The following is a 24,542-nucleotide window of genomic DNA, read 5'->3' on the forward strand; positions in this document are numbered from 1 at the left end:
AACTAACCAATGGGATTTATAACCGCTAATGAAGTCGCCAGAGTAATGAATCTGGATAAACTAGGTTTTCTGGGAACCTCAGCAGGTTGGATGATCTTAAAAACAACAAAACTCTCCAGACTCAATAAAGAATATCAAAAACGAAAAGATCTTAAAGGAGTTGAGTTTATCGATTCTATCTTAGAAGCATTCGAAATCAAATTTGATATTCCTGAAAAGGATTTAAAGCGTATTCCAAAAAACGGTCCTTTTATCACCATTTCTAACCATCCTTTAGGAGGAATTGATGGTATGATATTAATGAAACTTTTATTAGAGCAGCGGGACGATTACAAAATCATCGCCAACTTTTTGCTACATCGCTTAGATCCTTTGCGACCTTACATTATGCCGGTGAATCCTTTTGAAACTCACAAAGATGCAAAATCAAGTGTGGGTGGCATAAAAGAAGCGATTTCTCATTTAAAAGAAGGCCATGTATTGGGTATTTTTCCTGCGGGTGAAGTTTCTACTTACAAAGACGAAAAATTGATTGTGGACAAACCATGGGAGCCCGTTGCAATGCGTCTTATACAAAAGGCAAAAGTTCCCGTAGTACCTATTTATTTTCATGCGAAAAACAGTACTTTTTTCTACCGACTTGCGTCGATGAGCGATGTACTTAGAACGGCAAAATTGCCCAGTGAAATGCTTTCACAAAAACGTAGAAAAATTAAGGTTCGTATTGGCAATCCAATTTCAGTAGAAGACCAGTTAGAGCACAAAGATCTAGAAACATTTACGGCCTACCTACGTCGTAAAACCTATATGCTCGCAAACGTGTTTGAAAAGAAGAAACTTTTCGAGAAAATTCCGCATTCATTAAAACTTCCTAAAACGCCTAAAAAGATTGCTTCGGAAACAAAATCTGAGCTCATGGAAGCTGAGGTTGAAAATTGCCGAAAAATGGACAAGCGATTGCTGATGTCTAAAAACTACGAGGTATTTTTAGCTAAGCGAGAAGTTATCCCAAATATCGTTCAGGAACTGGGTAGATTACGAGAAATAACCTTCCGTGAAATTGGAGAAGGTACTAATAATCCCGTTGATTTAGATCCTTTCGATGATTATTACTATCACTTGTTCCTTTGGGATAATGAAGCAAAGAAAGTAGCCGGAGCTTATAGAATGGGAATGGGATCTGAAATTTTTAAAGAATATGGAGTTAACGGTTTTTACCTTCAGGATCTTTTTAGATTTGAGCCAGAACTTTATAAAATGATGAGTGAATCTATAGAAATGGGTAGAGCTTTTATCATTAAAGATTATCAGCAAAAACCTATGCCTCTTTTTTTACTTTGGAAAGGTATTGTGCACTGCACCCTTAGATTCCCAGAACATAAATATCTTATTGGCGGAGTTAGCATTAGCAACAAATTCTCAAACTTTTCTAAGTCTTTGATGATTGAGTTTATGCGATCCAATTATTACGACCCTTATATTGCGCAATACATTCGACCAAAAAAAGAATTTAAGGTCATTTTGGAAGATGCAGATAAGGACATTGTATTCGATAAAAGTGAAGCCGATTTAAACAAATTCGATAAAATTATCGATGAAATTGAACCGGAAAATCTTCGTCTACCAGTGCTTATCAAGAAATACATCAAACAGAATGCAAAGGTGGTCGCTTTTAATGTAGATCCGCTATTCAATAACGCTGTGGATGGCCTTATGTATATTAGAATTGCCGATATCCCTGAAAGTACCGTTAAACCGGTTATGGAAGAACTGCAAAAAGAACTGGAAGAAAAACATAATCAGAATCAATAATTATTACCAGCTGTTAATTTCGTGTTATTCCCTATTGCAGCTTAGGTAAATTTTATTTCAATTATTATATTCCTCGAAAACAGAAAAGAAAAAAATGGAAAATATATTGATCGCCGGTGCAACCGGATCTACAGGAAAAAGAATTATCGAAATACTAAACAACTCTGAGAGTTTTAGCCCTATGGCTATGATCAGAAAAGAAGAGCAAAGGCAAATCTTTGAAGATATGGGGGTAGAAAGTATTTTGGCCGATTTAGAAGGAGATGTATCTCATGCTTTTAAAGGTGTGGACAAAGTAATTTTTGCTGCTGGATCTGGCGGAAGCACAGGACCAGAAAAGACGACCGCAATAGACCAAGAAGGAGCAATTAAAATGATTGACGGCGCTAAAGCAAGCGGCGTGAAAAAATTTGTGATGCTAAGTTCTATGGGTACAGACAGCCCGGAAGATGGTGGAGATTTGGAACATTATTTAAGAGCTAAGAAAAAAGCAGACGATCATCTTCGTGCCAGTGGAATGCCTTTTACCATCGTACAACCCGGAAGTTTAAATGACGAAATGGGACGCGCTCGGGTAAAAGTTGCTGAAAAACTTGAGGAGTACGGAGAAATTTCTAGAGATGATGTCGCCTTTTTATTGGTAATGTCTTTAGCAGATCCGCTTACTAAAAATATGAGTTATCAAGCCGTTGAAGGTGAAACTCCGGTAAAACAGGCCTTAATAGAACTTAGTGGAATTGGATAAACCTCTAATTTAAATTAGATAAAGAAAAAAGAATGGTACGCCATTCTTTTTTTTGTTTAAAGATTTTCCTTTACGAAAGATCGGCAATAATCTTTTATTTGGTTTCTCGTCGTCTCAAAAGCGTCATATATTTTTTGATTATCTCCTTTTACTTTTGAAGGATCTTTAAAGTTTTTATGCATTCTAACAGCCTTCTTAGAGAAAATATCGAGAGAAAACTCTTTCGCATGGTCACATACGGTAATAATAAAGTCGAAATCTATATTTAAATACTCATCAATAAGATTGCAAGAATGCTCACGAATATCTATCCCGTCTTCTTGCATTATAGCTATGGCTTTGGGATTTATACCATGTTTTTCTATCCCCGCACTATAGATGTTTGCTTTTTTAAAAGAAAAATATTTTAAATATGCATGGGCAATCTGGCTGCGACAAGAATTACCAGTACATAACACAAGAATATTTTTCATGCCTTTTAATTCAGTGATACATTACAGATTTAAATTCCTAAGAATAAATTACTAAAAAAGTGGTGTTTCTCACGAAAATAGAAAGCATTCTTGGACTCTTTGTTTCTGAATTGTTAAGCATTGCTACCGCAACATGAAGAAATATATTGTCTTACAAAATGTTATAAAATAAAACTGCCTGAAATATTTAATATCTCAGGCAGCTGAACATTTAAAAAGCTTATAACTTATTCTTAGTGTTCTCCTTTACCAAAAGCATCGATAATTTTATTAGCGGTTACTGTTGCCAATTTCTCATGAGATTCCTGCGTCCAACCTGCAACATGCGGACTCAAAATGGTATTTGGCATAAACATTAACTCTCGCATAGCTTCAGGCAAGGATTCTCCTGCGCTTATAGCCACATTCTTCTTATTGGCAAATAAACTTTCAAAAGATGCTTTTTCGTATTCTAGAACGTCTAATCCTGCTCCTAATACTTTTCCTGATTTTAATGCTTCTACTAAATCTTCAGTTTCTACATTTTTTCCACGAGCGGTATTAACAAACCAAAATGGTTTCTGAAAAGATTCTATAAAATCTTTATTTATCATTTTGTTTGTTTGCTCGGTCCATGGAGTATGCAAACTTACTACATCACATTTCTGGGTGAATTCTTCCCAATCTACCTGCGTAGCGTTACTATCCTCTACATCTTCTTTAATATCATAACAAAGTACTTCTACGTCAAAACCTCGTAATTTTCTTGAAAAAGCCTTCCCCATATTACCGTAACCTATGATACCTACAGTTTTCCCGTCCAACTCTATACCACGATTATCTTCACGATTCCAAAGTCCTTCTCTCACTTCTCTATCAGCTTTATTTAGCTTATTAAAAAGAGAAAGTAACATACCTAAAGTGTGTTCTCCCACAGCATTTCGATTCCCTTCAGGAGCAGAAAATAATTTAACTCCGCATTCTTCTGCATATTCCACATCTATATTTTCCAATCCAGCTCCCACTCTAGCAATAAACTTAAGATTAGGTGCTGCATCAAGAAAATCTTTATCGATAGAATATCTACTTCTTATTACAATCCCATCATATAAATGTTGATTTTGTAAGGTCTCTTCTCGGCTTTGTGAAAACCCTTCAATATTGTGATGCCCTGCATCTGCTAATAACTTCATCAAACTTGGATGATTGGTATCAGCGTGTAAAATGATCATTTTAATCGTTTTTTATTAATATTTTGTTTTGGCTATTGTTTGAATCGCACCAGCATTTCAGCAAAAAATCTAGAAACCAGATATTTTACATTTTTCAATAGTTTTCTGAAAAAAATAGAATCTAAAGTTGTGACAGATTTAGCTGTAATTATAAAGCTAAATCTGCTTTCTAAATGAAATTGTTGAAAATAGGGAAGTGTCATATTCAACCAATACAATAACCTGCAAATTTAAGCAATGCCAGCAATATGAGGAAGAAATATGGAAATTTCTTAAAAACCAAGAATGGCTTTCGCGATTAAAAAATAGGTAAGAATACCAAAAACATCATTACTGGTCGTGATAAATGGCCCGGTAGCTACAGCGGGATCAATTTTATTTTTATCTAAAATTATTGGAATAATTGTGCCAATCATAGCAGCAAGAAGTATAACCGCAATTAATGCAATACCAACGCTTATAGATTCTTTAAAACTTGTACCAAAGCCAAAATGACTTATACCAAAAACAATTAAAGCGATACAAAGACCATTTAACAAGGCCAATGAAATTTCTTTAACCAAGCGTTTAGCAATTATATTTCCTTTTAAACTTCCATTGGCTAATCCCTGCACTACGATAGCACTAGACTGTACACCAACGTTCCCGGCAGTTGCCTGGATTAATGGAACAAACAATAACAATTTAGGAAAAACAGACATGGTATCCTGAAATCCGCTAATAATCCCGGCGGCGCCTAATCCTCCAAACATCCCGATTAATAACCATGGGAGACGTGCTCTTGTTTGCTTAAAAATATTATCATCTGCCTCTACACCTTCAGAAATACCGGCAGCCATTTGATAGTCACGCTCGGCTTCTTCTTTGATAAAATCTACAATATCATCGATCGTAATTCGGCCAACCAATCTGCGCATTTCATCTATAACAGGAATAGCTTCTAAATCGTATTTCTGCATTATTCTGGCGACTTCTTCACCTTCTGTATGCACATTTACATAATCTACATTAGGTATATAAATATCACGAATATTAGCATTGCTAGGCGCGGTTAGTAGATCTTTAAGAGATAATCTACCTTTAAGATGATTCTTGTGATCTACTACATAAATTGAATGTACTCTGGTCACGTTTTCAGCTTGCGCTCTCATCTCGGTCATACAGCCAGTAACACTCCAGTTTTCTTTAACTCGAACAAGTTCTTTGGCCATTAAACCACCCGCAGAATCTTCGGGATATCGTAAAAGCTCTACAATATCTTCGGCATGTTGCTCATCCTGAATTTCAGAAATCACCTGCTTTTGAAGCTCTGGCGAAAGCTCGTTCATGATATCGGCAGCATCATCGGTATCCATCTCCACCAACTCATCTGCAATTTCTCTGGCAGAAAGTTTGTCGAGAATACGTTCTCTTACCCCTTCTTCAAGCTCCATTAAAGCTTCAGAAGTTTTTTCGCTATCTAAAAGTTTAACAACATAGGTAGCCTCGTCCAGGCTAAGTTCAGTAATAATTTCAGCAATATCGGCATGGTGAACATCTTCTAAATGCAATAACAATTCTTCATCGTTTTTTGTTTCGATGAGGAATTGAATTTTTTGAATCAGCTGGTCGCTAATTTGAAAGTGCATATGGCTCGATATTTAAGGTAAGTGAAATAAAATCTTGTGTACTGAGCTGCTCAGGTCGCTTGCCAAAGATAGTATCTTCCCTTAAACTATCGGGCAAATTAAGACTTTTTAAACTATTTCTTAAGGTTTTACGTCGTTGCTGAAATGCCATCTTTACCACTCTAAAAAAAAGGGCTTCATTACAGGGCAAATCGTAATTTTCTTTACGCGTTAGTCGCAATACACCGCTATCTACTTTTGGCGGTGGATTAAAAACCGTTGGAGGTACGGTAAATAAATATTTAGCGTCGTAAAACGCCTGAGTTAATACTGAAAGAATACCGTATGCTTTACTACCCTCTTTCTCACAAATTCGTTTTGCTACCTCTTTTTGAAACATCCCAGAAAATTCAGGAATCTGATCTCGCATGGCTAGCATTTTAAATACAATTTGCGTAGAAATATTATAAGGGAAATTGCCGGTAATTGCGAAAGGCTCTTTTCCAAAAACCTGAGTAAAATCGTATTTTAAAAAATCCTGTTCGTGGATTCTACCATGCAGTTGTAAATAATTTGCATTTAGATATTCTACACTTTCTGTATCAATCTCTACAACATGAACTTCGGTATCTTTCTTCAATAGAAATTTAGTTAATACTCCCATCCCAGGGCCAATTTCCAAAACATATTTATAACCGGAAAGCGCTAAAGTATCAGCAATTTTTTCAGCAATACTTTCGTCATTTAGAAAATGTTGTCCTAAATGTTTTTTTGCTCTTACCTGCCCACTTAGATCTTCTGGTCTGGCTGGTGATTTAAAGTTCTTTCTAAATTTCTTTTTACTCATATTGTGTGTTTTAGCAACAACTTATTGCTCGTCTTCAACTTGAAGTTCGGTTGAGAACTCTACAAATTTCCCTTTAAACGGCTTTGTTTTGGCAACCATATTTGCGTGATCTTCTACGTAGAATGTTTTAAGGTACGCCATGTTCTCTGCTGTGTACTGTACTGAATAGGTAATTCCTCCCATAGGTTCTTTTGCAAGCACCTTCGTCATTAATGCTTTTTTAAATTTACCTGTTGCTAGCATGGCAGGAATGTACTCAGATTTCATCCATTGCAACCAATCTTGATGCACATCTTCCTGAACGTTTGTAGTCACATTATAAATAACCATATTCTAAAATTTTATCCTGAATTTGCAAAAATACGAATCAAAAGCCTTGCAGCAAGTATTGATTAGAGGAATCGACAAACTAAATATTCAGTAATTGAATCGCTGCTGAATAATTACTTCTTTCCCCGAAAGTAGGAAAGAATAAGATTTAGAGGAAAAAGCAACTGAGCAGCAATAGTGATGGCAGCCGAAATCATTGTGAGCATCATTAAGGTTTCCTTTAAAGCATAATCGAATTCCAGATCATTTATAATTCCATAAAAAATCAGCAAAAATAAAAGCCCAAATATGCTTATAAATACGTGATAGGCCGTCATCCAACTAATAAGCTCTTTCTTAAAGAAATCCATTAACCAGTAGCAAACCCCAAATAATGCGTAAAATATTACGATTAATCCCGCAAAATGTTGATCGCGTATCGCATAATAGGTAGAATGAATATTAACCATACTTAAATGATCTTTATTAAACATCCCGTACATAAAAACCAGAGGAATGAATATCCAAAATAATTTATAGGATTTTGCTAATAATCGTTTCATTCGATGGAATCTCCTCTTAGGGATCTATATTTTTTACGCGCTTCTATAAAGTAAATACTATCCTCGAAATTAAACAAAATTTGCTCATAATATTGTTGCGCTTTTTCTGGTAAATTTAGTTGATTATTATAAAGTTCAGCTAAATTCCAGGCTGCATTATCTGCTAATAAATCGTCTCCGTAATTCGACAATATCGACAAATAATTTTCTTCAGCTAAAAGATATAAACCTTCCAATTCGTAAAGCTGAGCTTGTTTAAATAGTGCTTCGTCTTCAATCTTCTCTCCTTTATGCGCTACCAAAAGCTCAGTTAATTTAGTTATTGCCTGCTCATTTTTTTCCTGATAAGAAAGTAAATCTGCATGCGCATATTTCTTTAAAGCTACCTGGGTAGAATCTTCTAAACTATTATCTTTTATAAGTAAACTTAGCTCCATCGCATCGTTAGCGATTAACTGAGAAGTCGATTTTTTTAAAACATCCAACTGTGTTTGTGCCCATTCAAAATCGCCTTTATAATAACTTGTTTTTGCTACTTTAAATTGCGCATCCTGGGCAAGCTGGTCGTTCTTAAGCATTTTTTGAACCTGAGTATACGTAATTAGCGCTTCGTTGAATTTTTGCTGAAGAACCAAGACATCTGCAATCGCCATTTTAATGCGTGACTTATCATAGTTGTTTATTGCTTTAGCAAGCAGGCTTTTTAGCAAGCTTTCAGCCTCTGTAACTTTTTCAGCTTTAAAGGCTAGAAATCGACCAAAATCAATTTGTAGCGGGATGGTCTCGACAGAACCTTTATGTTCTTCAATAACACTACGGAAGTTTTCTTCTATTTCATCATAATTTGAAGAAGTTGCTGTTTCTACATCTAAACTCAATTTTAGTTGTTGCACTCGAAGTTTGAAAGACTGTGGAGCTTCCTCTATAAGATAATTTGTTATTGTTTTTGCCGATTCTAGATCATCGTCTCTTTTTGCCGTATACACCAAATCTACTATAGGATTTAAATTTGATACCGCTGCTCGCTTATAAATCGCTTTCTCCTGGATTAGTGCTTTGATATATTCTTTTTGCTGAACATACAACCAGCTAAGTATTTGGTTGTAAAAAGGATTTGGATCGGCTTGCAGCCGCTTCAGTAATGAATTTCTTAGCAACACATTAGGTTCAGCTGTTGCATCTTCGGTTATAAAATTACCCAATTCGCGATTGGCATAAGGAAAATATTTTTCATCCTTAATCACCAAATTCAGATAACTTTCGAACATTTCTTGCAGTTTTCCCTGCTCTCCGTAAATTCTTGTAAGTTTTAATTCTAAACCGGCATTTGGCATTAACTCATTTGCTTTCTGGTAGGCTTTTGCTGCAAAATCCAGTAAACTGTACTTTTCAAAACTCATCCCAATTCCAAAAGCCTGGCGAGGGTTTTCTTCTAAAGCTTCCAGCGCTTTTTGATAATATTCTTCGGCTTTTGCTTCGGCTTTTTGCAACGCAAAATTGTGACCGATATCAATCAAAATACCGCTATTTTGTGGTGAAGCTTCCAACCGATTTCTTAGTAGGGTTTCAGCTTCATCAAAACGTTCCAGTTGTTGTAACGAGCTTATTGCACCAAAATAAGCTTGCGGGTTATCGCCGGCAACTTCTAATGTTTTTTTGTAATAGGAAAGTGCTTTCTCGTATTCGCCTTTATCAAAGAAATTTTGAGCCAGTTGTAACGACTGCCCATTGATTTCCGAAGAAAAAAGAAATACAGATAATATTAAAATGAAAAAGCGCATCTTGTAAATATAACAAAATGCGCTTCTTTATAGAATAATTAAATGCTTAATCGATCATGTCGAAACCTGTGTAAGGCACAAGTACTTCCGGAATTTTAATCCCGTTTTCTGTTTGGTAATTTTCTAAGATTCCGGCTAAAACTCTTGGCAAGGCCAAAGCACTTCCGTTAAGCGTATGCACCAGTTCTTTTTTACCTTCTTTATTTTTATATCGAAGTTTTAAACGATTGGCCTGAAAAGTCTCAAAATTTGAAACTGAACTAATTTCTAACCAACGATCCTGTGCGGTAGAAAACACTTCAAAGTCGTAAGTTAAAGCTGAAGTAAATCCTAAATCACCACCGCAAAGTCTCAAAATACGGTATGGCAATTGTAGATCTTTAAGCAGGTTTTTAATGTGATCTACCATTCCGTCTAAAGCTTTATAAGAGTTCTCTGGTTTTTCGATTCTCACCAATTCTACTTTATCAAATTGATGTAAACGATTTAAACCACGAACATGAGCGCCATAAGATCCTGCTTCTCTTCTAAAACAAGGTGTATAACCTGTACAGGCGATTGGAAAATCTTTGTCGGTTAATAAATTATCGCGGTACATGTTGGTAATTGGCACCTCGGCAGTTGGGATCATATAAAGATCATCTTCTGTTATATGATACATTTGCCCTTCTTTATCTGGCAATTGCCCTGTACCATAACCAGAAGCTTCATTCACCATTAAAGGCAATTGATATTCTGAATATCCTGCATCTACCGCTTTATCTAAGAAGTAAGAAACCAACGCGCGTTGCAATCTTGCCCCTTTTCCTTTGTAAATAGGAAATCCTGCACCCGCCACTTTATTCCCAAGCTCAAAATCGATAATATCATATTTCTTTGCAAGTTCCCAGTGTGGTAAAGAACCTTCAGCTAAAACAGGAATATCACCTTCTTTATAAATCTCTTCGTTATCCTCTTCTGAATTTCCTGCAGGAACAGATTCTGTTGGAATATTTGGTACTGTATAAAGCAACTTTTCCAGCTCGGCAATAGTATTTGCTAAAAGCTCTGAGTATTTTTTAGAATCTTCTTTAAGTTTTCCTGTTTTCTCTTTAAGGAGATTAGCTTTTTGATGTTCTCCATTTTTAAACATCAAACCTATTTGCTTAGAAAGCTTATTAGATTCGGCCAAAGTATCATCAAGTTTGGTTTGAGTGGATCGACGTGTTTCGTCTAAACTCAATACCTCATCAAAAATAGATTCAGCATCAAAATTTCTTTTTTTAAGCGCTTTGATATACGCATCTTTATGCTCTTTGATGTTGTTAACTTGTAACATAAGGCCAATTAATTTTATCGCCGTTAATAATATTTTGAAGTCGCAAATGTAATAAAAGCGAAGCTAATTATTTATCTAAATTGGAAGGCAAAATCCAATCGTGATGCCCAAAATGATTCCACTCTTCATTAGCGATATCTGCTTTGGGATCGATCAATGTTTCGTAAGATCGCCCATTTACCGAAACTCGTGCATTCACAAACACCTGTAAGTCTTTGCCTTGCGCCGCATACTCATCTTTTAAGCGCTGAGAAAATTGCCAGATCATATCGGGCTTCGAGTTGATCGCACCGAGCTGTTTTCTAGAAAGATAGTCTTGTTTTTCAACGAATATCGTATCTGTAGTACCTTTTTCTACAACTTTAAAAGTGGTTCTTCCGCTTTTTGTTCTAAGCATCATACGCCAGCTAAGACGATGCCCCTCTTCTGTCCACAAAACATTATCTTTAATGAACCAGTGGCGCAGCGGTAAAGAAATTTGCACTACAAACCATACGATTATGGCCAATTTCAACAATGCGTTTTGCTGCGGAACGATTACCTCATCACCGTTATAATGCGCTTTTTTATTCCGAAGTAAATATTTGTTCACTTTCTCTGTTGGAAAAAAGAATACACAAAATGCTAGAGATAAATACGGAAATATCCCAATATGAAAAATAAAGCTATTGAATAAATGAAAGAATACCGCTAGTATAAAAAACGGAAGTCTAGTCCGCTTCCATAATAACATCGGCACTATTAATAAATCGAAAATTAAACCGAAATAAGCAATAACCCATTTTATCCAATCTCGCTGAAGAAATTCCCCCACTAACCAGAAGTTTCTTTTTCCGTGCATTAACATCGCTGGCACTGTGGCATCCAACCAATCTGGATATAATTTTGCAATTGATGCAAAGGTGTACACAATAAATAATTGAAAAACGATAAAAAGCCAAACCCATCTTGGCATCGATAGTGATCGAATAGCCTTATTTTTCCAGGCGTCGTAAGATAATGCTCTATGCGCCGGTAAGAACACCATGATAAAGCATAGCAACATTAAAAGATAATAATGATTGTTATACGATGACTTTTGCATTAAATAAACCGATGCCCACATAACTGTATAGCAAGCCATCGAAAATCGATATTTAAAGCCAATCATCACCAGAAGACCAAAAACACCCATTAGCCCATAATAGTAATACATAAGATCTCCGGGCAATGGCTGCAAAAATTCGAAACCTATAAAATTGAAGGTAAAATCTGGTTCTACTAATGTGCGCCGCACCCAACCAGTAAAAATTCCTCCAAAAGCCTCAAGCGCAATTAATAATCCAAATGCTATTCTAAAAAATATTAATCCAGAATTATCTATCTGCTTAAAAAGCCATTTATTCCACATAGTTATCTTTTATATATTGATTGGAAAATGCTTGATCCTGGCGCATTGCCAATTTTAATTCTTCAACTGAATCAAATTTTTTCTCATCTCTAATTCTAATCAGTAAATCTATCTTAAGAATTTTTCCGTAGAGATCTTTGTCAAGATCAAAGAAATAAGTTTCGATGGTTTTTGAAACGCCTCCAACAGTAGGATTAGTACCTATACTCATCATCCCGAAGAAATTTTCGCCGTCTATTTTAGATCGCACTACGTAAACGCCATTTTTGGGAATAAGTTTGTAATCCTCTTCAACCTTTATATTAGCTGTAGGAAAACCAAATTCTTTTCCTAAACCACGGCCTCTTACTACTTCTCCTTCTACAGAAAATGGATGTTTTAAATAAGTATTTGCTTTTTCTACTAAGCCTTCTTCCAGAGCATTTCTAATCTTGGTAGAACTTACAGCAACTTCTTCGATATCCTGTCTTGTGATTTCTTCAACCTCAAAATCAAACTCTTCTCCAAAGGCTTTAAGGTCGTTAATATCTGCGGTACGATTTCTACCAAATCGATGATCGTAGCCAATAATAACTTTTTTAGCTTTAAGTTTTTCCACCAGAATTTCTTTTACAAATTCTCTAGCGCTTAATCTGGAAAACTGCATGGTAAAAGGATGGATGACCAGATGATGGATACCACTTTGTTCTAAAATTTCGGTACGCTCAACAATAGTATTGATTAACTTTATACCACTTTCTTTTTGCAAAACCATTCTGGGATGCGGGAAAAATGTAAGAATTACAGATTCTAGGTTATTGACTTTGGCTCTATCAACTAAACGTGCTATAATTTTTTGATGCCCTGCATGCACTCCGTCAAACGTACCAATGGTTACTACCGTTGGTTTTTCACTCTCAAACTCGTGTGCTCCTGTATGTATTTTCAAGGCTCCCTATTTTCCGTTAAATGAATTCATTGTATTAGAAACTCCTGCTGTACCGAAGGACGTTATTAATTCAGCCGATTTTTCTAATCGCTCTGGCATCTTTTTACGCTCCTCTTCGTCCCACTCTCCTAGTACGTAATCTATTTGCTGTCCTTGGGAAAATTCAGCACTTATACCAAATCTGAATCTATTATACTTAGTTGTATTCAGTTGATTTTGGATATCTTTTAAACCATTGTGCCCTCCATCACTTCCTTTGGTTTTTAGACGCAAAGTCCCAAAAGGAAGATTAAGATCATCGGTCACTACAAGTAAATTCTCTACAGCGATTTTCTCTTTCTGAAGCCAATAATTTACGGCCTTCCCACTAAGATTCATATATGTACTTGGCTTTAACAAAACAAAGGTTCTACCCTTAAATCGAAATTGGGCAACATCACCTAGTTTTTGTGTGGTAAACACAGCTTCGTGTTTTGCCGCTAATTCATCAAGAATTTTAAAACCAATATTGTGGCGTGTATTTTCATATTTTGGACCAATATTACCAAGGCCCGCGATTAAAAATTTCTTCATGGGATCAATATCTTCTTCTGTAGCTTTATTACTTTTCAAAATTCTTCCGAAGAACGACAGCATTTTATTTCTTTTGGTAAAGATAAAATTTTCACCTTGCTTTTAATAACGCCAATGCTAAAGTTCTTGCAAAAAAATATCCCGTATCAAAATTGATACGGGATATTTTAATAATATTCAGAAATAAAAGAGATTATTCTTTTACTGCTGCAACATCATCAGTTTCTGTAGATGGAACGTCTTGTGGATCTACATCGTCCTCATCCTCGTCGTCGTCAATAGCAACGATGTTACGAGAAGTTCTAACCTGGCAGATTACTGTATTATCTGGGTGCTGAACTTTGTAATCTTCGCTTTCTACAGCAGTTACGTAAAGTTTTTGACCGATTTTTAATTTAGTAACATCTGCTTCGATGTAATCTGGAAGATCTCCTGGTAAACCACGTACTTTTAAGCGACGTAAGTTATATCTTAGTACACCACCATTTTTAACTCCACGAGCAACACCAACGGTATGGATTGGAATTTCCATAGTGATGTGCTTGTCGTCAAATATTTCGTAGAAATCAACGTGAAGAATATTATCAGTCACTGGGTGAAACTGAATATCCTGAAGAATTGCATTGTACTTTTCTCCACTTTTCAACTCGATTACTACAGTATGTACATCTGGTGTGTACACTAAGTGCTGGAATGAAATTTCCTCGGTTGTAAAGTGTAATGGCTCTGCATCACCACCATACAATACACAAGGAACCTGTCCAGCATTACGTAGCGCTTTAGTAGCTTTCTTACCTACGCTTTCTCTTTTAGATCCTTTGATCGTAATTGACTTCATTTTCTTATTATTTTTAAGGAGTGCAAAATTGCAACATTTTGCTGAGATATTAAAGTCTGATTCTAAATTTTTTAGCAGAAAAAATTTACATTAAAAATTTAGAACTAATTGAACGATTACCATGAACACGTTGCATAACATCTGCAAATAAATCGGCACAGCTAACCACTCTTATCTTATCGCATTTCTTTCTTAATGGAATAGAATCGGTTACGATAAGTTCTTGAAGTTTTGATTTTTCTACTCGTTCATAGGCGTCACCTGAAAGTACAGGATGTGTACAAATAGCCCGTACGCTTAATGCGCCACGCTCCATCATTAAATCTGCAGCTCTGGTAAGTGTGCCCGCGGTATCGACCATATCATCAACCAGCACGACATTTTTCCCGGTAACATCTCCTATTAATTCCATATGTGAAATTACATTCGCCTTTTCTCTTTGTTTATAACAAATAACTACGTCACTTTCTAAAGCTCTGGAATAAGCATAAGCCCTTTTTGAGCCACCCATATCTGGAGAGGCAATCGTTAAATCATTCAGATTTAAACTTTTTAGATAAGGAAGAAAAACGGTTGAAGCGAATAAATGATCTACAGGTTTTTCAAAAAAGCCTTGTATTTGATCGGCATGAAGATCCATGGTAATAATTCTTGTTGCCCCGGCTGTTTCCAGAATGCTGGCGATCATTTTTGCAGCAATAGGAACTCTTGGCTTATCTTTTCTATCCTGTCTGGCCCAACCAAAATAAGGCATTACAGCAGTTATATGCCTTGCCGAAGCTCGTTTTGCAGCATCCAGCATTAACAGCATTTCCATCAAATTATCTGCTCCTGGATTTGTAGAACCTATAATGAATAATCGCGCGCCACGCACAGATTCTTCGAAAGACGGCTGGTACTCACCATCACTGTAAGTAGAGGTAATTACGTTCCCTAATTCACTACCGTACGAAGCCGCTATTTTTTCTGCAAGACCCCTACTTTGGGTACAGCTAAAAATTTTAGCTTCGGTTAAAGGAGTACTCATTGTTGTGTTGTTTAAATATTAATTAATAGTTGTGTTGCAAATTTAGAAATTAATTCTGTGTAAAGAACTTCTAATTTAAAATCTGCAAAAATCAATTAAACAACAAGTGATCGTTTAAAAATAACAGCCTCGACCGCCACTCTTAGCTCTTTTATTAGCTCTACTTTTATTTTGATTCGTAAAGATTGCATAGCTAACATTTAAAGTTAGTATATTCACTCTAGCATCATCCAATAAGAAAACTTCGTTCGAACCATTGTAAGGCAAAACTGCAGTTTGATTCTCATCAGAATCGAAAGTCCAGTCATACATTAAACTTAATTCTAATCTTTTATTTAATTGAATCTTAAGTCCTGAAATTATATTTAAATTACTCATATTGTCTCTTAAATCCTCTCCTCTAACATTGAAATCATTTCTCACTATATTCTGATATCCTGGACCAACCACTAGATCGATATTCCTGAAGATTTCGTACCCAAGCAATAATTCAAAATTCAATTTATCTAATGTAAAAATAGGTGAGGAATTTGGAAAACTATACTCTCCTCTAGACCTATAAAAAAGAGCTTGAGGACGAATTAAAAATTTACCAAAAGTTCTTTCGTAAAAAATTCCTCCCTGCCCACCGAATGCTGCATCTGGAGCAAAATGTAAATCTGGACTACCTACTAAATCCCCATTATGAGATTGCAGAGAATAATTAAAACCTGCTGTTAATCCAAATTTAGACTCCTGAGCGCCGACGCTCGTAAAAAACAGTAATAACAATAAGGCTAATATATTTTTCATAAAATGTAGAATTGGGGCGGGGAAATTATAAATTTTATAAGTAAATCCTAATTTAACTATAATAAAAGTTTGCTAATTAGGAACATATTAACGATTTACAGCTTAAAAAGCGTCCATAGAAAATGTTAAATTTTATTTCAAAAAAAAACTTAAACCTCACTTATACGTAAGCCGAACAGCATAACTCAGGTTTTTACCAGAAATGTAACTCTCTCCTTTTGTTAAAAACGTCAATGCACCATTATCGATATCATAGCCCTTCCATACATCTTGTAGGCCACCGCCTAAGGTTATTTCTGTTTCGCTAACATTAAAATTGAAAGAGTACCTGTTCTGCCTAGTAATTAAACTACCTGTGCCATCTTCATTAAAAATATATACGTTTTGATAAAGACTATTTTTTAACTGCTGTTCTAAATTCCCAATGATAGTAGGATCACTTTCATTAATATCTATAAGATTAAGCCCACTAAATTTCCATTCATCTTTATTAACAAGCCATTTTCTTCTTGTTTCTAGATCGGGTTCAGAATCATATAGGTCATCAGAATTACATGATGTTGCTAGAAAAAATAGTGAAATACTAAGGCAATAGAAGAATTGGTTCATTTATCTGACATTTAAAACAGGCATCCAAATTAATAAAACTAGCTTAAAAAAGCACTAGCAATATTGCGTTTGTAATATATCAGCAAAAAAGAACCCTAATTTTTAGACATAAAAAAAGCTGAGACATTTATCTCAGCTTTCTCTTGTACCTTGGGTGGGAATCGAACCCACACTCCCGAAAGAACTGGATTTTGAATCCAGCGCGTCTACCAATTCCGCCACCAAGGCAATTGGACGGCAAAATTAAAAAATTATTCGATATTCAACCTATTTTTGGATAAAAATATAATTATAAAAAAGGGAATCTTAGCGCTACCATATTTGAAAAAAATCCATCTCCCGGGAGAGAGATGGATTTAACAAACTAAAGGATGAAACAAATCTTAGACCTGCTTCTTTATGTTCTTAAAGAGCGAACTCTTTAAGTTGATTGTAAATTGGGATAACTTACAAACAGAATCAATGTCAAAAAAACAGAAATTATATTAAAAACCTGTTAGCTGCAATTCATCTAAATGTAAAGTTTAGTTTCGGTAATTGTTAGCAATATTACCTAAAGACGAAGAACCTTTAGAAAGAAAACCTATTCTAATTCATATAAAATTAACTTCTAGAAACTAAGAATTTCAACACGAGATCATTATATTTTCAAATTCAACTAAAAACAAAATCTCCCGACTTAAGAGGCCGGGAGATTAATTTCATAAAAATGAAATAGAGAATTGAACGAAATACTTCATCAACACTATTAAGAACTGCTAGCATTATGAACTATTAATCCAAAAGTATCTATTCTATGATTTCAGCAACATCCCCTTCTTAGGGTATTTTTAAAATTTATATTTAGATTGTAAAGCGTAGCGCAATAACTCTCCCGGGCCATGAAGATCTAATTTCCTAATCATGTTTTTACGATGCGTTTCTACTGTTGTTTTTCCTATAAACAAAGTATCAGCTATTTCTTGATTGGTTTTCCCTTTACCAATCAATTTTAAAATTTCAATTTGGCGCTTGGTAAGGATTCCTTTGCTCTCGCCTTTAGAAGCTTCTGTAGTTACACTTAAATTAGGATCGTAATATAATTTTCCTTCAGCAACCTCTATAATCGCTTTTTCCATTTCTGCTAAAGATGAGTTCTTCAGCAAATATCCTGTCGCCCCGGCTTGTAGCATTTTATCGACCGCCTCGTCCTGATCGAACATACTAAAAGCGATAATTCCGATTCTGTCGAATTTCGCTTTAATCAATTTCGCAGCTTCAATCCCGTCCATCACCGGCATTTTAATATCGGTTAATACCACATCGGGAATATACTTTTCAACCAATTCCAATAATTCTTTTCCGTTTGTTGCCTGGCCTATAATCGAGATCTGGTCGTGATATTTAAAATACGCTAAAATTCCGTCGGCTACGGCTAAATGGTCTTCTGCTAATACTACTCGTATCATGATACTGGTATATCTAAAATTACTGTTGTGCCGCCATCCGGCTGACTATCGATTTCTACCTTTCCGCCAATATGTTCAATTCTTTTGATAATAGAGCCTAAGCCCATACCATTCTTCTCTTTTAGTTTTGAAGTATCAAAACCTTTACCATCGTCTTCTACCATAATATTTATATGATCGTCGAAAGCGGTAAGGTGAACAATTATTTCTGAAGCTTCTGCATGCTTTATTACATTGGTAATTAATTCTTGCAGTATTCTAAAAATCGTTATTTCGAGACTGGTTTCTAAGCGCCGTTCCATATCGTGATCTTCAATATGAATCACTAAACTATTCCCGACTGAAACTTTAGCGGCATAATTTTTTATGGAGGGTACTAAACCTTCGCTGGTTTTAAGACCGGCGTTACGCTGATGGGCATAATTACGCACTTGTTGATAGGTTTCATTTAACAGCGAATCGGTAGTTTTAAATAACTCATCTTGTTCGTCTCGTAAACGACCTGTTTTAATTTTTAAATTCTGAAAATGTAACTTTAAGGTTGCCAATAAACCGCCCAAATTATCATGAAGATCGTTCGCAATTTGCTGGCGTTCTTTTTCCTGACCTTCCAGCATAGCATCTAAACCGGCAAGTTCCTGATCTTTCAGTTGTTTTTCTAACTGATTTTTCTCTAAAGCCGACTGTTTTATCTGAAGTTGCTTTTTTGCCATTTGGTTGCGGTACACCAAATAACTAGCGACCAATAACAGTACTAACAAAATTACACCTGAAAACAACCAAGTTCGATATTGTTTTAAACGAAGATTTTCATTTTCTTTTTTCTGAACTTCATACTTGGTTTGGATATCGTAAATCGCTTTTTCCTGATCTTCCAGGTTTAAACTATCCTGATAGGCCTGGGTTAGTTTATAATATTCTAAAGCTTTTGTAGGTTTATTGGCAAGCTCGTAGGTTTTAGCTATTAGATCGTACAGGAATTGTTTATCAGAGATTTGATACTCTTTCACTAGATTTAAAAGCGAATCAGCTTTTATATAATTGAAAATGGCTTCATCGTATTTGCCAAGTTTTTTATAGGCACTAGCTGTATTTAGATAGCTTGATTCTAAATCTGTTGGTTTCTTGTAAAACTTCCTAGAACGATCAAAGTAAAACAAGGCTGAATCTTTGTAAGGAGTAAATTCATTATATAACACCCCGAAATTATTAAGCATTTGAGCTTCAGCCAAGGTATCTTTATCTATCTTTATTAATTTTAAGGCTTTTCTGAAGTATTTAAACGAACTATCTACAGTACTTTTTCTGGCAAAATTAACTGCGATTCGTATATAGGCTTTACGAAGATTTTTGGGTTTGTTTTGTGAAAGATGATAGTCTAAATACTCGTTGATGTATTCTTTATAATGTAACTGATCACTACCGATATTTTTTACTACCTGAAATAACTCCAGGTTTATCGTTGCTACCTTCTCTAAACTATCTATTGTAGTGTATAGTTTTTTGGCCTTTAATAATAAAGGATAGGCTTCTGAATCTTCTCTTCTGAATTTATAATTAGAAGCTTGTAAATAATAAAACCTGGCTTTTTGCGGAACCGATAATTTCGTGGTGTCAACTTCTGCTAGAAGATCTAAAGATATTTGATAATTATCCGCTTCTTGAGAAGCTTCCGCTTTATCCAACAGCTCTTGCTGCGCAAAACAAGAAACCAGCCCAAAAAATACAACTCCACAAAAAGCCAGTAGTTTTTTCATTATCCAACACCTTGTAGAACACTTTCTCCTACAGTCTCTTCGTCTTCAGGATTACCAACGCCGCCACCTTCTGTCGTTCCGTTTAATTGCCAGGTGATTATAAACTTGAAATAAGAACCATTTTCATCTTCTGTTAAAACAAATGGTACAGATACTGTTTTTGAAATTGGCGATGGGGTAACATCATCGTTATCTATTTTTATCAAAAGTTGAATTTTTAAAACTTCCGGTAAAAGTGTACTAGTTCCAATAACATGATACTCGTCGACATAATTAAAATTTTCCGGTAAATGTAAATCTACCGTGTAGCTGCTTTCTCCTTCAGCTTTCTGTAAATTATCCACGTAAAATAGCGGATAGTTGTTAGTGTTACTCATAATTAAACTTCGGTTTTTATTTAGCTTAAAATTAACAAATATTATAATCAAAAAAAGTTTACTTTAACTTTTATGAAAATATACGCAAATACCCGCTTTTATTACATTTTAGAGAAAAAGTCAAGGGGGAATTTCCCCTTATTGTAGATTTAAGTAATTGTGATTGATTTTTTTTTGGAAAATCCTCTATTAAGCTTTTGTAAGAATCATCTTTCAAACTCAATAATCACAGTCGATCGAAGTAGGGCAACCATAAAAATAAAAATGACGCAGTCCTCACAACTACGCCATTTTCAGACTTTAGAACAAACTTTTACAATAGACAATTGCAATATCATTTATCGATTAAAACTGCCTTGATATTCAAATCTAAAAAACATTACTATAATTCACAATATTTATTTAGATTAATTTTAAATAAATAAGAAGGAAATTTTTAAATGTTCCACTTTAGTTACACTTAACTTTGTGATTTTCTTAAGAAGTTGTACTTTCGGCAGCATTAGCCGTTTTCCCTATGTCACAATTTTGGTTATATCTTAATTTAGGCCTAAAGCATGTTTTAGATTGGAATGCTTACGACCATATCCTGTTTTTCATTGCTCTGGTAGCTTCTTATACATTTACTTCATGGAAAAAAATGTTGTGGCTGGTAACCATTTTCACCTTAGGTCACACCTTGGCATTATTTCTCTCCACCTACGAAATAGTAATGGTAGATACGGCCTGGGTAGAATTTCTAATACCGGTATCGATTATGATCACCGCGATATACAACATTCTAACTGCTAGTAATAAAGAAAAATCTAATAATCCTACCTTACTTTATTTTACCACCGCTTTTTTTGGAATAATACACGGCTTAGGATTTTCTACCTATTTTAAAATGCTTAGTAGCGGGTTTTCTTCAAAAATATTCCCTCTCTTAGAATTTGCTTTAGGTATAGAATGCGCACAGGCAATGGTGGTTTTATGCGTTTTAATATTAGCTTTTATAACACAAAATTTCTTCCGCGTATCCAAAAGAGATTGGGTGCTTATCGTTTCAGCTATAGTTGTAGGTATTGTACTTCCTATTCTAAGAGAAAATTTCAATGCGATTTAATTAATTTTAACGCGTTAAAATTGGTTTAACCTGTAGCATACAATATTTTAGCGTTCCTTTACCTAAAATAAGATAAACGATCTCCCATTACAGCGCATGCAAAAAGACAAACAACTTAAATACGACAAAGCTTATTTAAGAATAGCAAGAGAGTGGAGCAAACTCTCACATTGTAAAAGAAAGCAGGTTGGTGCCGTAATTGTAAAAGATCGAATGATAATTTCTGATGGTTACAACGGGACGCCAAGTGGTTTCGAAAATTTTTGCGAAGATGAAGCTGGATATACAAAATGGTATGTATTACATGCTGAAGCTAATGCTATTTTAAAAGTTGCTGCTTCTACCCAATCTTGCCAGGGAGCTACCTTATACATCACCCTGTCACCTTGTAAAGAATGTAGTAAATTAATCCATCAGGCGGGGATCAAACGCCTGGTATATTGTGTAGATTATAAAGACAATAGCGGTCTTGATTTTCTAAAAAAAGCCGGAATCGAGATAATGCAAATAACTCAATTGGACGATTGAAAACGAATAGAAAAATATATACTCCGCTCTTATTAGGAATTGCCTGCGCTATTGGCGTTTACATGGGTGGTAAAATAAACTATTCGTCATCAGATCAGCTTTTTTCCTCCAATCCTAAAAAAGAAAAATTAAATCGTCTAATCGACTATATCGATTACGAATATGTAGACGATGTAAATACCGATAGCATAGTTGATATTACAGTGAACAATATCCTGAAAGGTTTAGACCCACATTCAGTTTATATTCCAGAGAGAGAATACGATAATGTTTCCCAAAATATGAAAGGCGATTTTGTAGGGATTGGGGTAAGTTTCTATGCTATCAATGACACCATAATGGTAATCCAGCCATTAGAAGGAGGGCCAAGTGAAAAAATAGGAATTCGTGGTGGCGACCGTATTTTATATGCTAACGATAAACCACTTTTTGATCTTAGTGTTAGCAGTGATTCGTTAACCACATTTTTAAAAGGAAAGCGAGGCAGCAAGGTCGAATTAAAAATAAAACGGCCGGGACACGATAAACTTCTTACTTTTAATGTAGAACGCGATAAAGTACCTATTAAAAGTGTAGAAGCTGTTTATATGCTGAACAAAACTGTAGGCTACATAAAAATAAATCGATTTGCTGAATCTACTTACGAAGAGTTTAGGGCCGCAATCAAAGCCTTAGAAATTGCCGGTGCAAAAGAAATAGCGCTAGATCTTAGGGACAATCCCGGGGGTTACCTGGCCGAAGCAATAAATATTATAGACGAGTTTTTAAAAGAAGATAAACTTATATTATTCACCAAAAACAAAAGCGGATCTATAGAAAAAACTTTTGCACAACGTGAAGGCGATTTTGAAAATGGTCACGTTTATGTTCTTATCAACGAAAATTCTGCCTCAGCCAGCGAGGTAGTTGCTGGTGCTTTACAGGATAACGATGTAGGCACCATAATAGGGCGACGTTCTTACGGGAAAGGATTGGTACAACGTGAAATGGATCTTGGCGACGGTAGCGCCGTAAGATTAACTATTGCGAGATACTACACGCCAACAGGACGTTCCATCCAGAAACCTTATGAAAACGGAAATGCCAACTACTTTAGAGACTACGAACGCCGTTATGAAAATGGCGAATTAAAAAGTGTCGACAGTATAAAAGTAGATGATTCTTTAAAATACGTAACCCCGGGCGGTAAAGTAGTTTATGGCGGTGGCGGTATTATTCCAGATGTCTTTATACCAAAAGACATCGAAATTGAACGAGAACATATAAGTATTTTATTAAATCGTGGATTTTTAAGTCGGTTTATTTTTCAGGAATTAGAACGAAATAGATCCTACTACAATTCACTTTCTAAAAAAGAATTTGATAAGAATGTAGAGATTAACGACGAGACTATCGATCGTTTAATCGCCTACGGAAAGAACGAAGGTTTAAGTATTCGACTTACCAGATACAAGCCATTAATGATGCAGTATTTAAAAGCGGTGATGGCACAACAGTTATTTGGCTCTAATTACTTTCAGCGACTAAAAAACGAAGGCGATCCAGTAATTGATAAAGTTTTGGAATTATCTGAAGAAAAAAACAATTTTAAAGATTAAATGGAAGAACCAGAAGTTTTATTAATATACAGCTTAAGTACCTCGCTATTCTTTTTTGTAATCGCAGTAAGTTTTCGATTGCTGGATAATAGCGCGTTCCTTATGCTGAAAAAAGAAATTTTTGTAGATTCTTCTTACGTATCAAATCATAGCATAAAAAGACATATTGTGTCGCATCCTGAAGATAAGGTCTTTACCGGGAAACTAAAAAGAGCTTTATTTTACCGTTGCTTACATAAGGTTTTTTTAATACTTATGGCAACCTCCTTAGTAGTTACTATTGCAGCATTATTTTTAGAATAATTTATCGTGCACTTTAGTGTGTTCCCCATCATTCCAATCGGTAAGAATATCGGTGGCTACAGCAGCTCCACTTCCGCAAGCTATCGAATATTGGCTTCGCCATCCAGCTAAAGATCCCGCTACATAAAGATCTGGGATCACAAGATGATCTTCATTCATTAACTGAATTCGATTTTTAGAAGCTTTCGCTTTTTTGTGGGGCATTACATATTTATCCAAACCGCCTATTCTAAAATTATCAGAGTATCCTATAGCAATAACAACTTTTTTAGCCAGATATGTTTCTTTATTAGTTTTAAGCTCGTAAATCCCATCTTCATTTTTACTAATATGCTGAAGCTTCTCTTTCTTTAATTGATCTACTTTTGGATATAACTCCTCTAACTGCTGTGGTCCTTCCTGTAATAAAGCTCTACCCTCTGTACCCGGTTTTAATCCTAACACATTATTGAATAATGCGTTTTGAAGATCTGAAGATTTTTGATGAAGAACAATACCAACTTTTTTATCTTTTGCATATTCTTTCTCCAAAGCCGAACCAATCACTAAGGCACAAGACATTGCTGCAGCACCACCACCAACAATTAAAAGATCATATTCCAT

General features: G+C 35.3%; 25 protein-coding genes and 1 tRNA gene. 6 read left to right on the forward strand and 20 right to left on the reverse strand.

Features of this window, described 5'->3' with window-relative positions; all coding sequences use genetic code 11:
* The first annotated feature begins 9 nt into the window (after positions 1-9).
* Both PBT89_RS15595 and PBT89_RS15600 read left to right on the forward strand, forming a co-directional pair.
* A complete protein-coding gene (locus PBT89_RS15595; RefSeq protein WP_270062642.1) occupies positions 10-1,812 on the forward strand; it encodes a lysophospholipid acyltransferase family protein in 1,803 nt (600 codons plus the stop codon).
* Positions 1,813-1,906: 94 nt separating this feature from the next.
* Positions 1,907-2,557: an SDR family oxidoreductase gene (locus PBT89_RS15600; protein WP_270062643.1), complete on the forward strand. Its 651-nt coding sequence runs from the start codon at positions 1,907-1,909 to the stop codon at positions 2,555-2,557.
* 56 nt (positions 2,558-2,613) lie between these two features.
* Here the strand turns inward: PBT89_RS15600 and PBT89_RS15605 are convergent, their stop codons facing one another.
* The 19 genes from PBT89_RS15605 to PBT89_RS15695 form a co-directional block, all read right to left on the reverse strand.
* Positions 2,614-3,030 (reverse strand): arsenate reductase ArsC, encoded by a 417-nt coding sequence (locus PBT89_RS15605; protein ID WP_270062644.1) that lies wholly within the window; start codon positions 3,028-3,030, stop codon positions 2,614-2,616.
* A gap of 233 nt (positions 3,031-3,263) precedes the next feature.
* Positions 3,264-4,241, reverse strand: a complete 978-nt coding sequence (locus PBT89_RS15610; protein WP_270062645.1) for a 2-hydroxyacid dehydrogenase — start codon at positions 4,239-4,241, stop codon at positions 3,264-3,266.
* A 272-nt stretch (positions 4,242-4,513) separates the two neighbouring features.
* The gene (gene mgtE, locus PBT89_RS15615) at positions 4,514-5,869 is read right to left on the reverse strand and encodes a magnesium transporter (RefSeq protein WP_270059993.1); all 1,356 of its coding nucleotides are present in this window, start codon (positions 5,867-5,869) and stop codon (positions 4,514-4,516) included.
* Positions 5,853-6,695, reverse strand: a complete 843-nt coding sequence (gene rsmA, locus PBT89_RS15620) for a 16S rRNA (adenine(1518)-N(6)/adenine(1519)-N(6))-dimethyltransferase RsmA (protein ID WP_270062646.1) — start codon at positions 6,693-6,695, stop codon at positions 5,853-5,855. Before rsmA ends, mgtE begins: the two co-directional genes overlap by 17 nt.
* A gap of 21 nt (positions 6,696-6,716) precedes the next feature.
* A complete protein-coding gene (locus PBT89_RS15625; RefSeq protein WP_270059991.1) occupies positions 6,717-7,025 on the reverse strand; it encodes a DUF4286 family protein in 309 nt (102 codons plus the stop codon).
* Between the two features lie 113 nt (positions 7,026-7,138).
* Positions 7,139-7,567, reverse strand: coding sequence for a hypothetical protein (locus PBT89_RS15630; RefSeq protein WP_270062647.1), 429 nt, complete (start codon positions 7,565-7,567; stop codon positions 7,139-7,141).
* Complete coding sequence (locus PBT89_RS15635; RefSeq protein WP_270062648.1) at positions 7,564-9,348, reverse strand: tetratricopeptide repeat protein; 1,785 nt, start codon at positions 9,346-9,348, stop codon at positions 7,564-7,566. The genes PBT89_RS15630 and PBT89_RS15635 overlap by 4 nt, the downstream gene beginning before the upstream one ends.
* 46 nt (positions 9,349-9,394) lie before the next feature.
* The gene (gene serS / locus PBT89_RS15640) at positions 9,395-10,666 is read right to left on the reverse strand and encodes a serine--tRNA ligase (RefSeq protein ID WP_270062649.1); all 1,272 of its coding nucleotides are present in this window, start codon (positions 10,664-10,666) and stop codon (positions 9,395-9,397) included.
* Between the two features lie 67 nt (positions 10,667-10,733).
* Positions 10,734-12,056, reverse strand: coding sequence for an HTTM domain-containing protein (locus PBT89_RS15645; protein WP_270062650.1), 1,323 nt, complete (start codon positions 12,054-12,056; stop codon positions 10,734-10,736).
* Entirely contained in the window at positions 12,046-12,984 is a 939-nt protein-coding gene (locus PBT89_RS15650; protein WP_270062651.1) for a bifunctional riboflavin kinase/FAD synthetase, read from the reverse strand. The genes PBT89_RS15645 and PBT89_RS15650 overlap by 11 nt, the downstream gene beginning before the upstream one ends.
* Before the next feature lie 6 nt (positions 12,985-12,990).
* Positions 12,991-13,620 (reverse strand): aminoacyl-tRNA hydrolase, encoded by a 630-nt coding sequence (pth, locus tag PBT89_RS15655; RefSeq protein WP_270062652.1) that lies wholly within the window; start codon positions 13,618-13,620, stop codon positions 12,991-12,993.
* A 130-nt stretch (positions 13,621-13,750) separates the two neighbouring features.
* A complete protein-coding gene (locus PBT89_RS15660) occupies positions 13,751-14,395 on the reverse strand; it encodes a 50S ribosomal protein L25/general stress protein Ctc (protein WP_270059984.1) in 645 nt (214 codons plus the stop codon).
* An 85-nt stretch (positions 14,396-14,480) separates the two neighbouring features.
* Positions 14,481-15,422 (reverse strand): ribose-phosphate pyrophosphokinase, encoded by a 942-nt coding sequence (locus PBT89_RS15665; RefSeq protein ID WP_270062653.1) that lies wholly within the window; start codon positions 15,420-15,422, stop codon positions 14,481-14,483.
* 114 nt (positions 15,423-15,536) lie between these two features.
* Entirely contained in the window at positions 15,537-16,214 is a 678-nt protein-coding gene (locus PBT89_RS15670) for an outer membrane beta-barrel protein (RefSeq protein WP_270062654.1), read from the reverse strand.
* Positions 16,215-16,370: 156 nt separating this feature from the next.
* On the reverse strand, positions 16,371-16,823 hold the full coding sequence (locus PBT89_RS15675; RefSeq protein ID WP_270062655.1) for a hypothetical protein: 453 nt from the start codon (positions 16,821-16,823) through the stop codon (positions 16,371-16,373).
* A gap of 146 nt (positions 16,824-16,969) precedes the next feature.
* A tRNA-Leu gene (locus tag PBT89_RS15680) sits at positions 16,970-17,051 on the reverse strand.
* 602 nt (positions 17,052-17,653) lie between these two features.
* Positions 17,654-18,271: a response regulator gene (locus PBT89_RS15685; protein ID WP_270062656.1), complete on the reverse strand. Its 618-nt coding sequence runs from the start codon at positions 18,269-18,271 to the stop codon at positions 17,654-17,656.
* Positions 18,268-20,028, reverse strand: a complete 1,761-nt coding sequence (locus PBT89_RS15690; protein WP_270062657.1) for a tetratricopeptide repeat-containing sensor histidine kinase — start codon at positions 20,026-20,028, stop codon at positions 18,268-18,270. The genes PBT89_RS15685 and PBT89_RS15690 overlap by 4 nt, the downstream gene beginning before the upstream one ends.
* Complete coding sequence (locus PBT89_RS15695) at positions 20,028-20,405, reverse strand: hypothetical protein (protein ID WP_270062658.1); 378 nt, start codon at positions 20,403-20,405, stop codon at positions 20,028-20,030. The genes PBT89_RS15690 and PBT89_RS15695 overlap by 1 nt, the downstream gene beginning before the upstream one ends.
* A gap of 517 nt (positions 20,406-20,922) precedes the next feature.
* On the opposite strand from PBT89_RS15695, the gene PBT89_RS15700 reads away from it, so the two are divergent.
* The 4 genes from PBT89_RS15700 to PBT89_RS15715 all read left to right on the forward strand — a co-directional run bounded on the left by PBT89_RS15700 (position 20,923) and on the right by PBT89_RS15715 (position 23,939).
* Complete coding sequence (locus PBT89_RS15700) at positions 20,923-21,510, forward strand: HupE/UreJ family protein (protein ID WP_270062659.1); 588 nt, start codon at positions 20,923-20,925, stop codon at positions 21,508-21,510.
* 96 nt (positions 21,511-21,606) lie between these two features.
* A complete protein-coding gene (locus PBT89_RS15705; protein WP_270062660.1) occupies positions 21,607-22,038 on the forward strand; it encodes a deoxycytidylate deaminase in 432 nt (143 codons plus the stop codon).
* Positions 22,035-23,636, forward strand: a complete 1,602-nt coding sequence (locus PBT89_RS15710; protein ID WP_270062661.1) for a S41 family peptidase — start codon at positions 22,035-22,037, stop codon at positions 23,634-23,636. Before PBT89_RS15705 ends, PBT89_RS15710 begins: the two co-directional genes overlap by 4 nt.
* Complete coding sequence (locus PBT89_RS15715) at positions 23,637-23,939, forward strand: hypothetical protein (protein WP_270059974.1); 303 nt, start codon at positions 23,637-23,639, stop codon at positions 23,937-23,939.
* On the opposite strand, the gene PBT89_RS15720 is transcribed toward PBT89_RS15715, so the two are convergent.
* A complete protein-coding gene (locus PBT89_RS15720; protein ID WP_270062662.1) occupies positions 23,931-24,542 on the reverse strand; it encodes an FAD-dependent oxidoreductase in 612 nt (203 codons plus the stop codon). The two genes, PBT89_RS15715 and PBT89_RS15720, sit on opposite strands and share 9 nt — an antisense overlap.

The sequence above is a fragment of the Zunongwangia sp. HRR-M8 genome, assembly GCF_027594405.1.
GTDB lineage: Bacteria > Bacteroidota > Bacteroidia > Flavobacteriales > Flavobacteriaceae > Zunongwangia.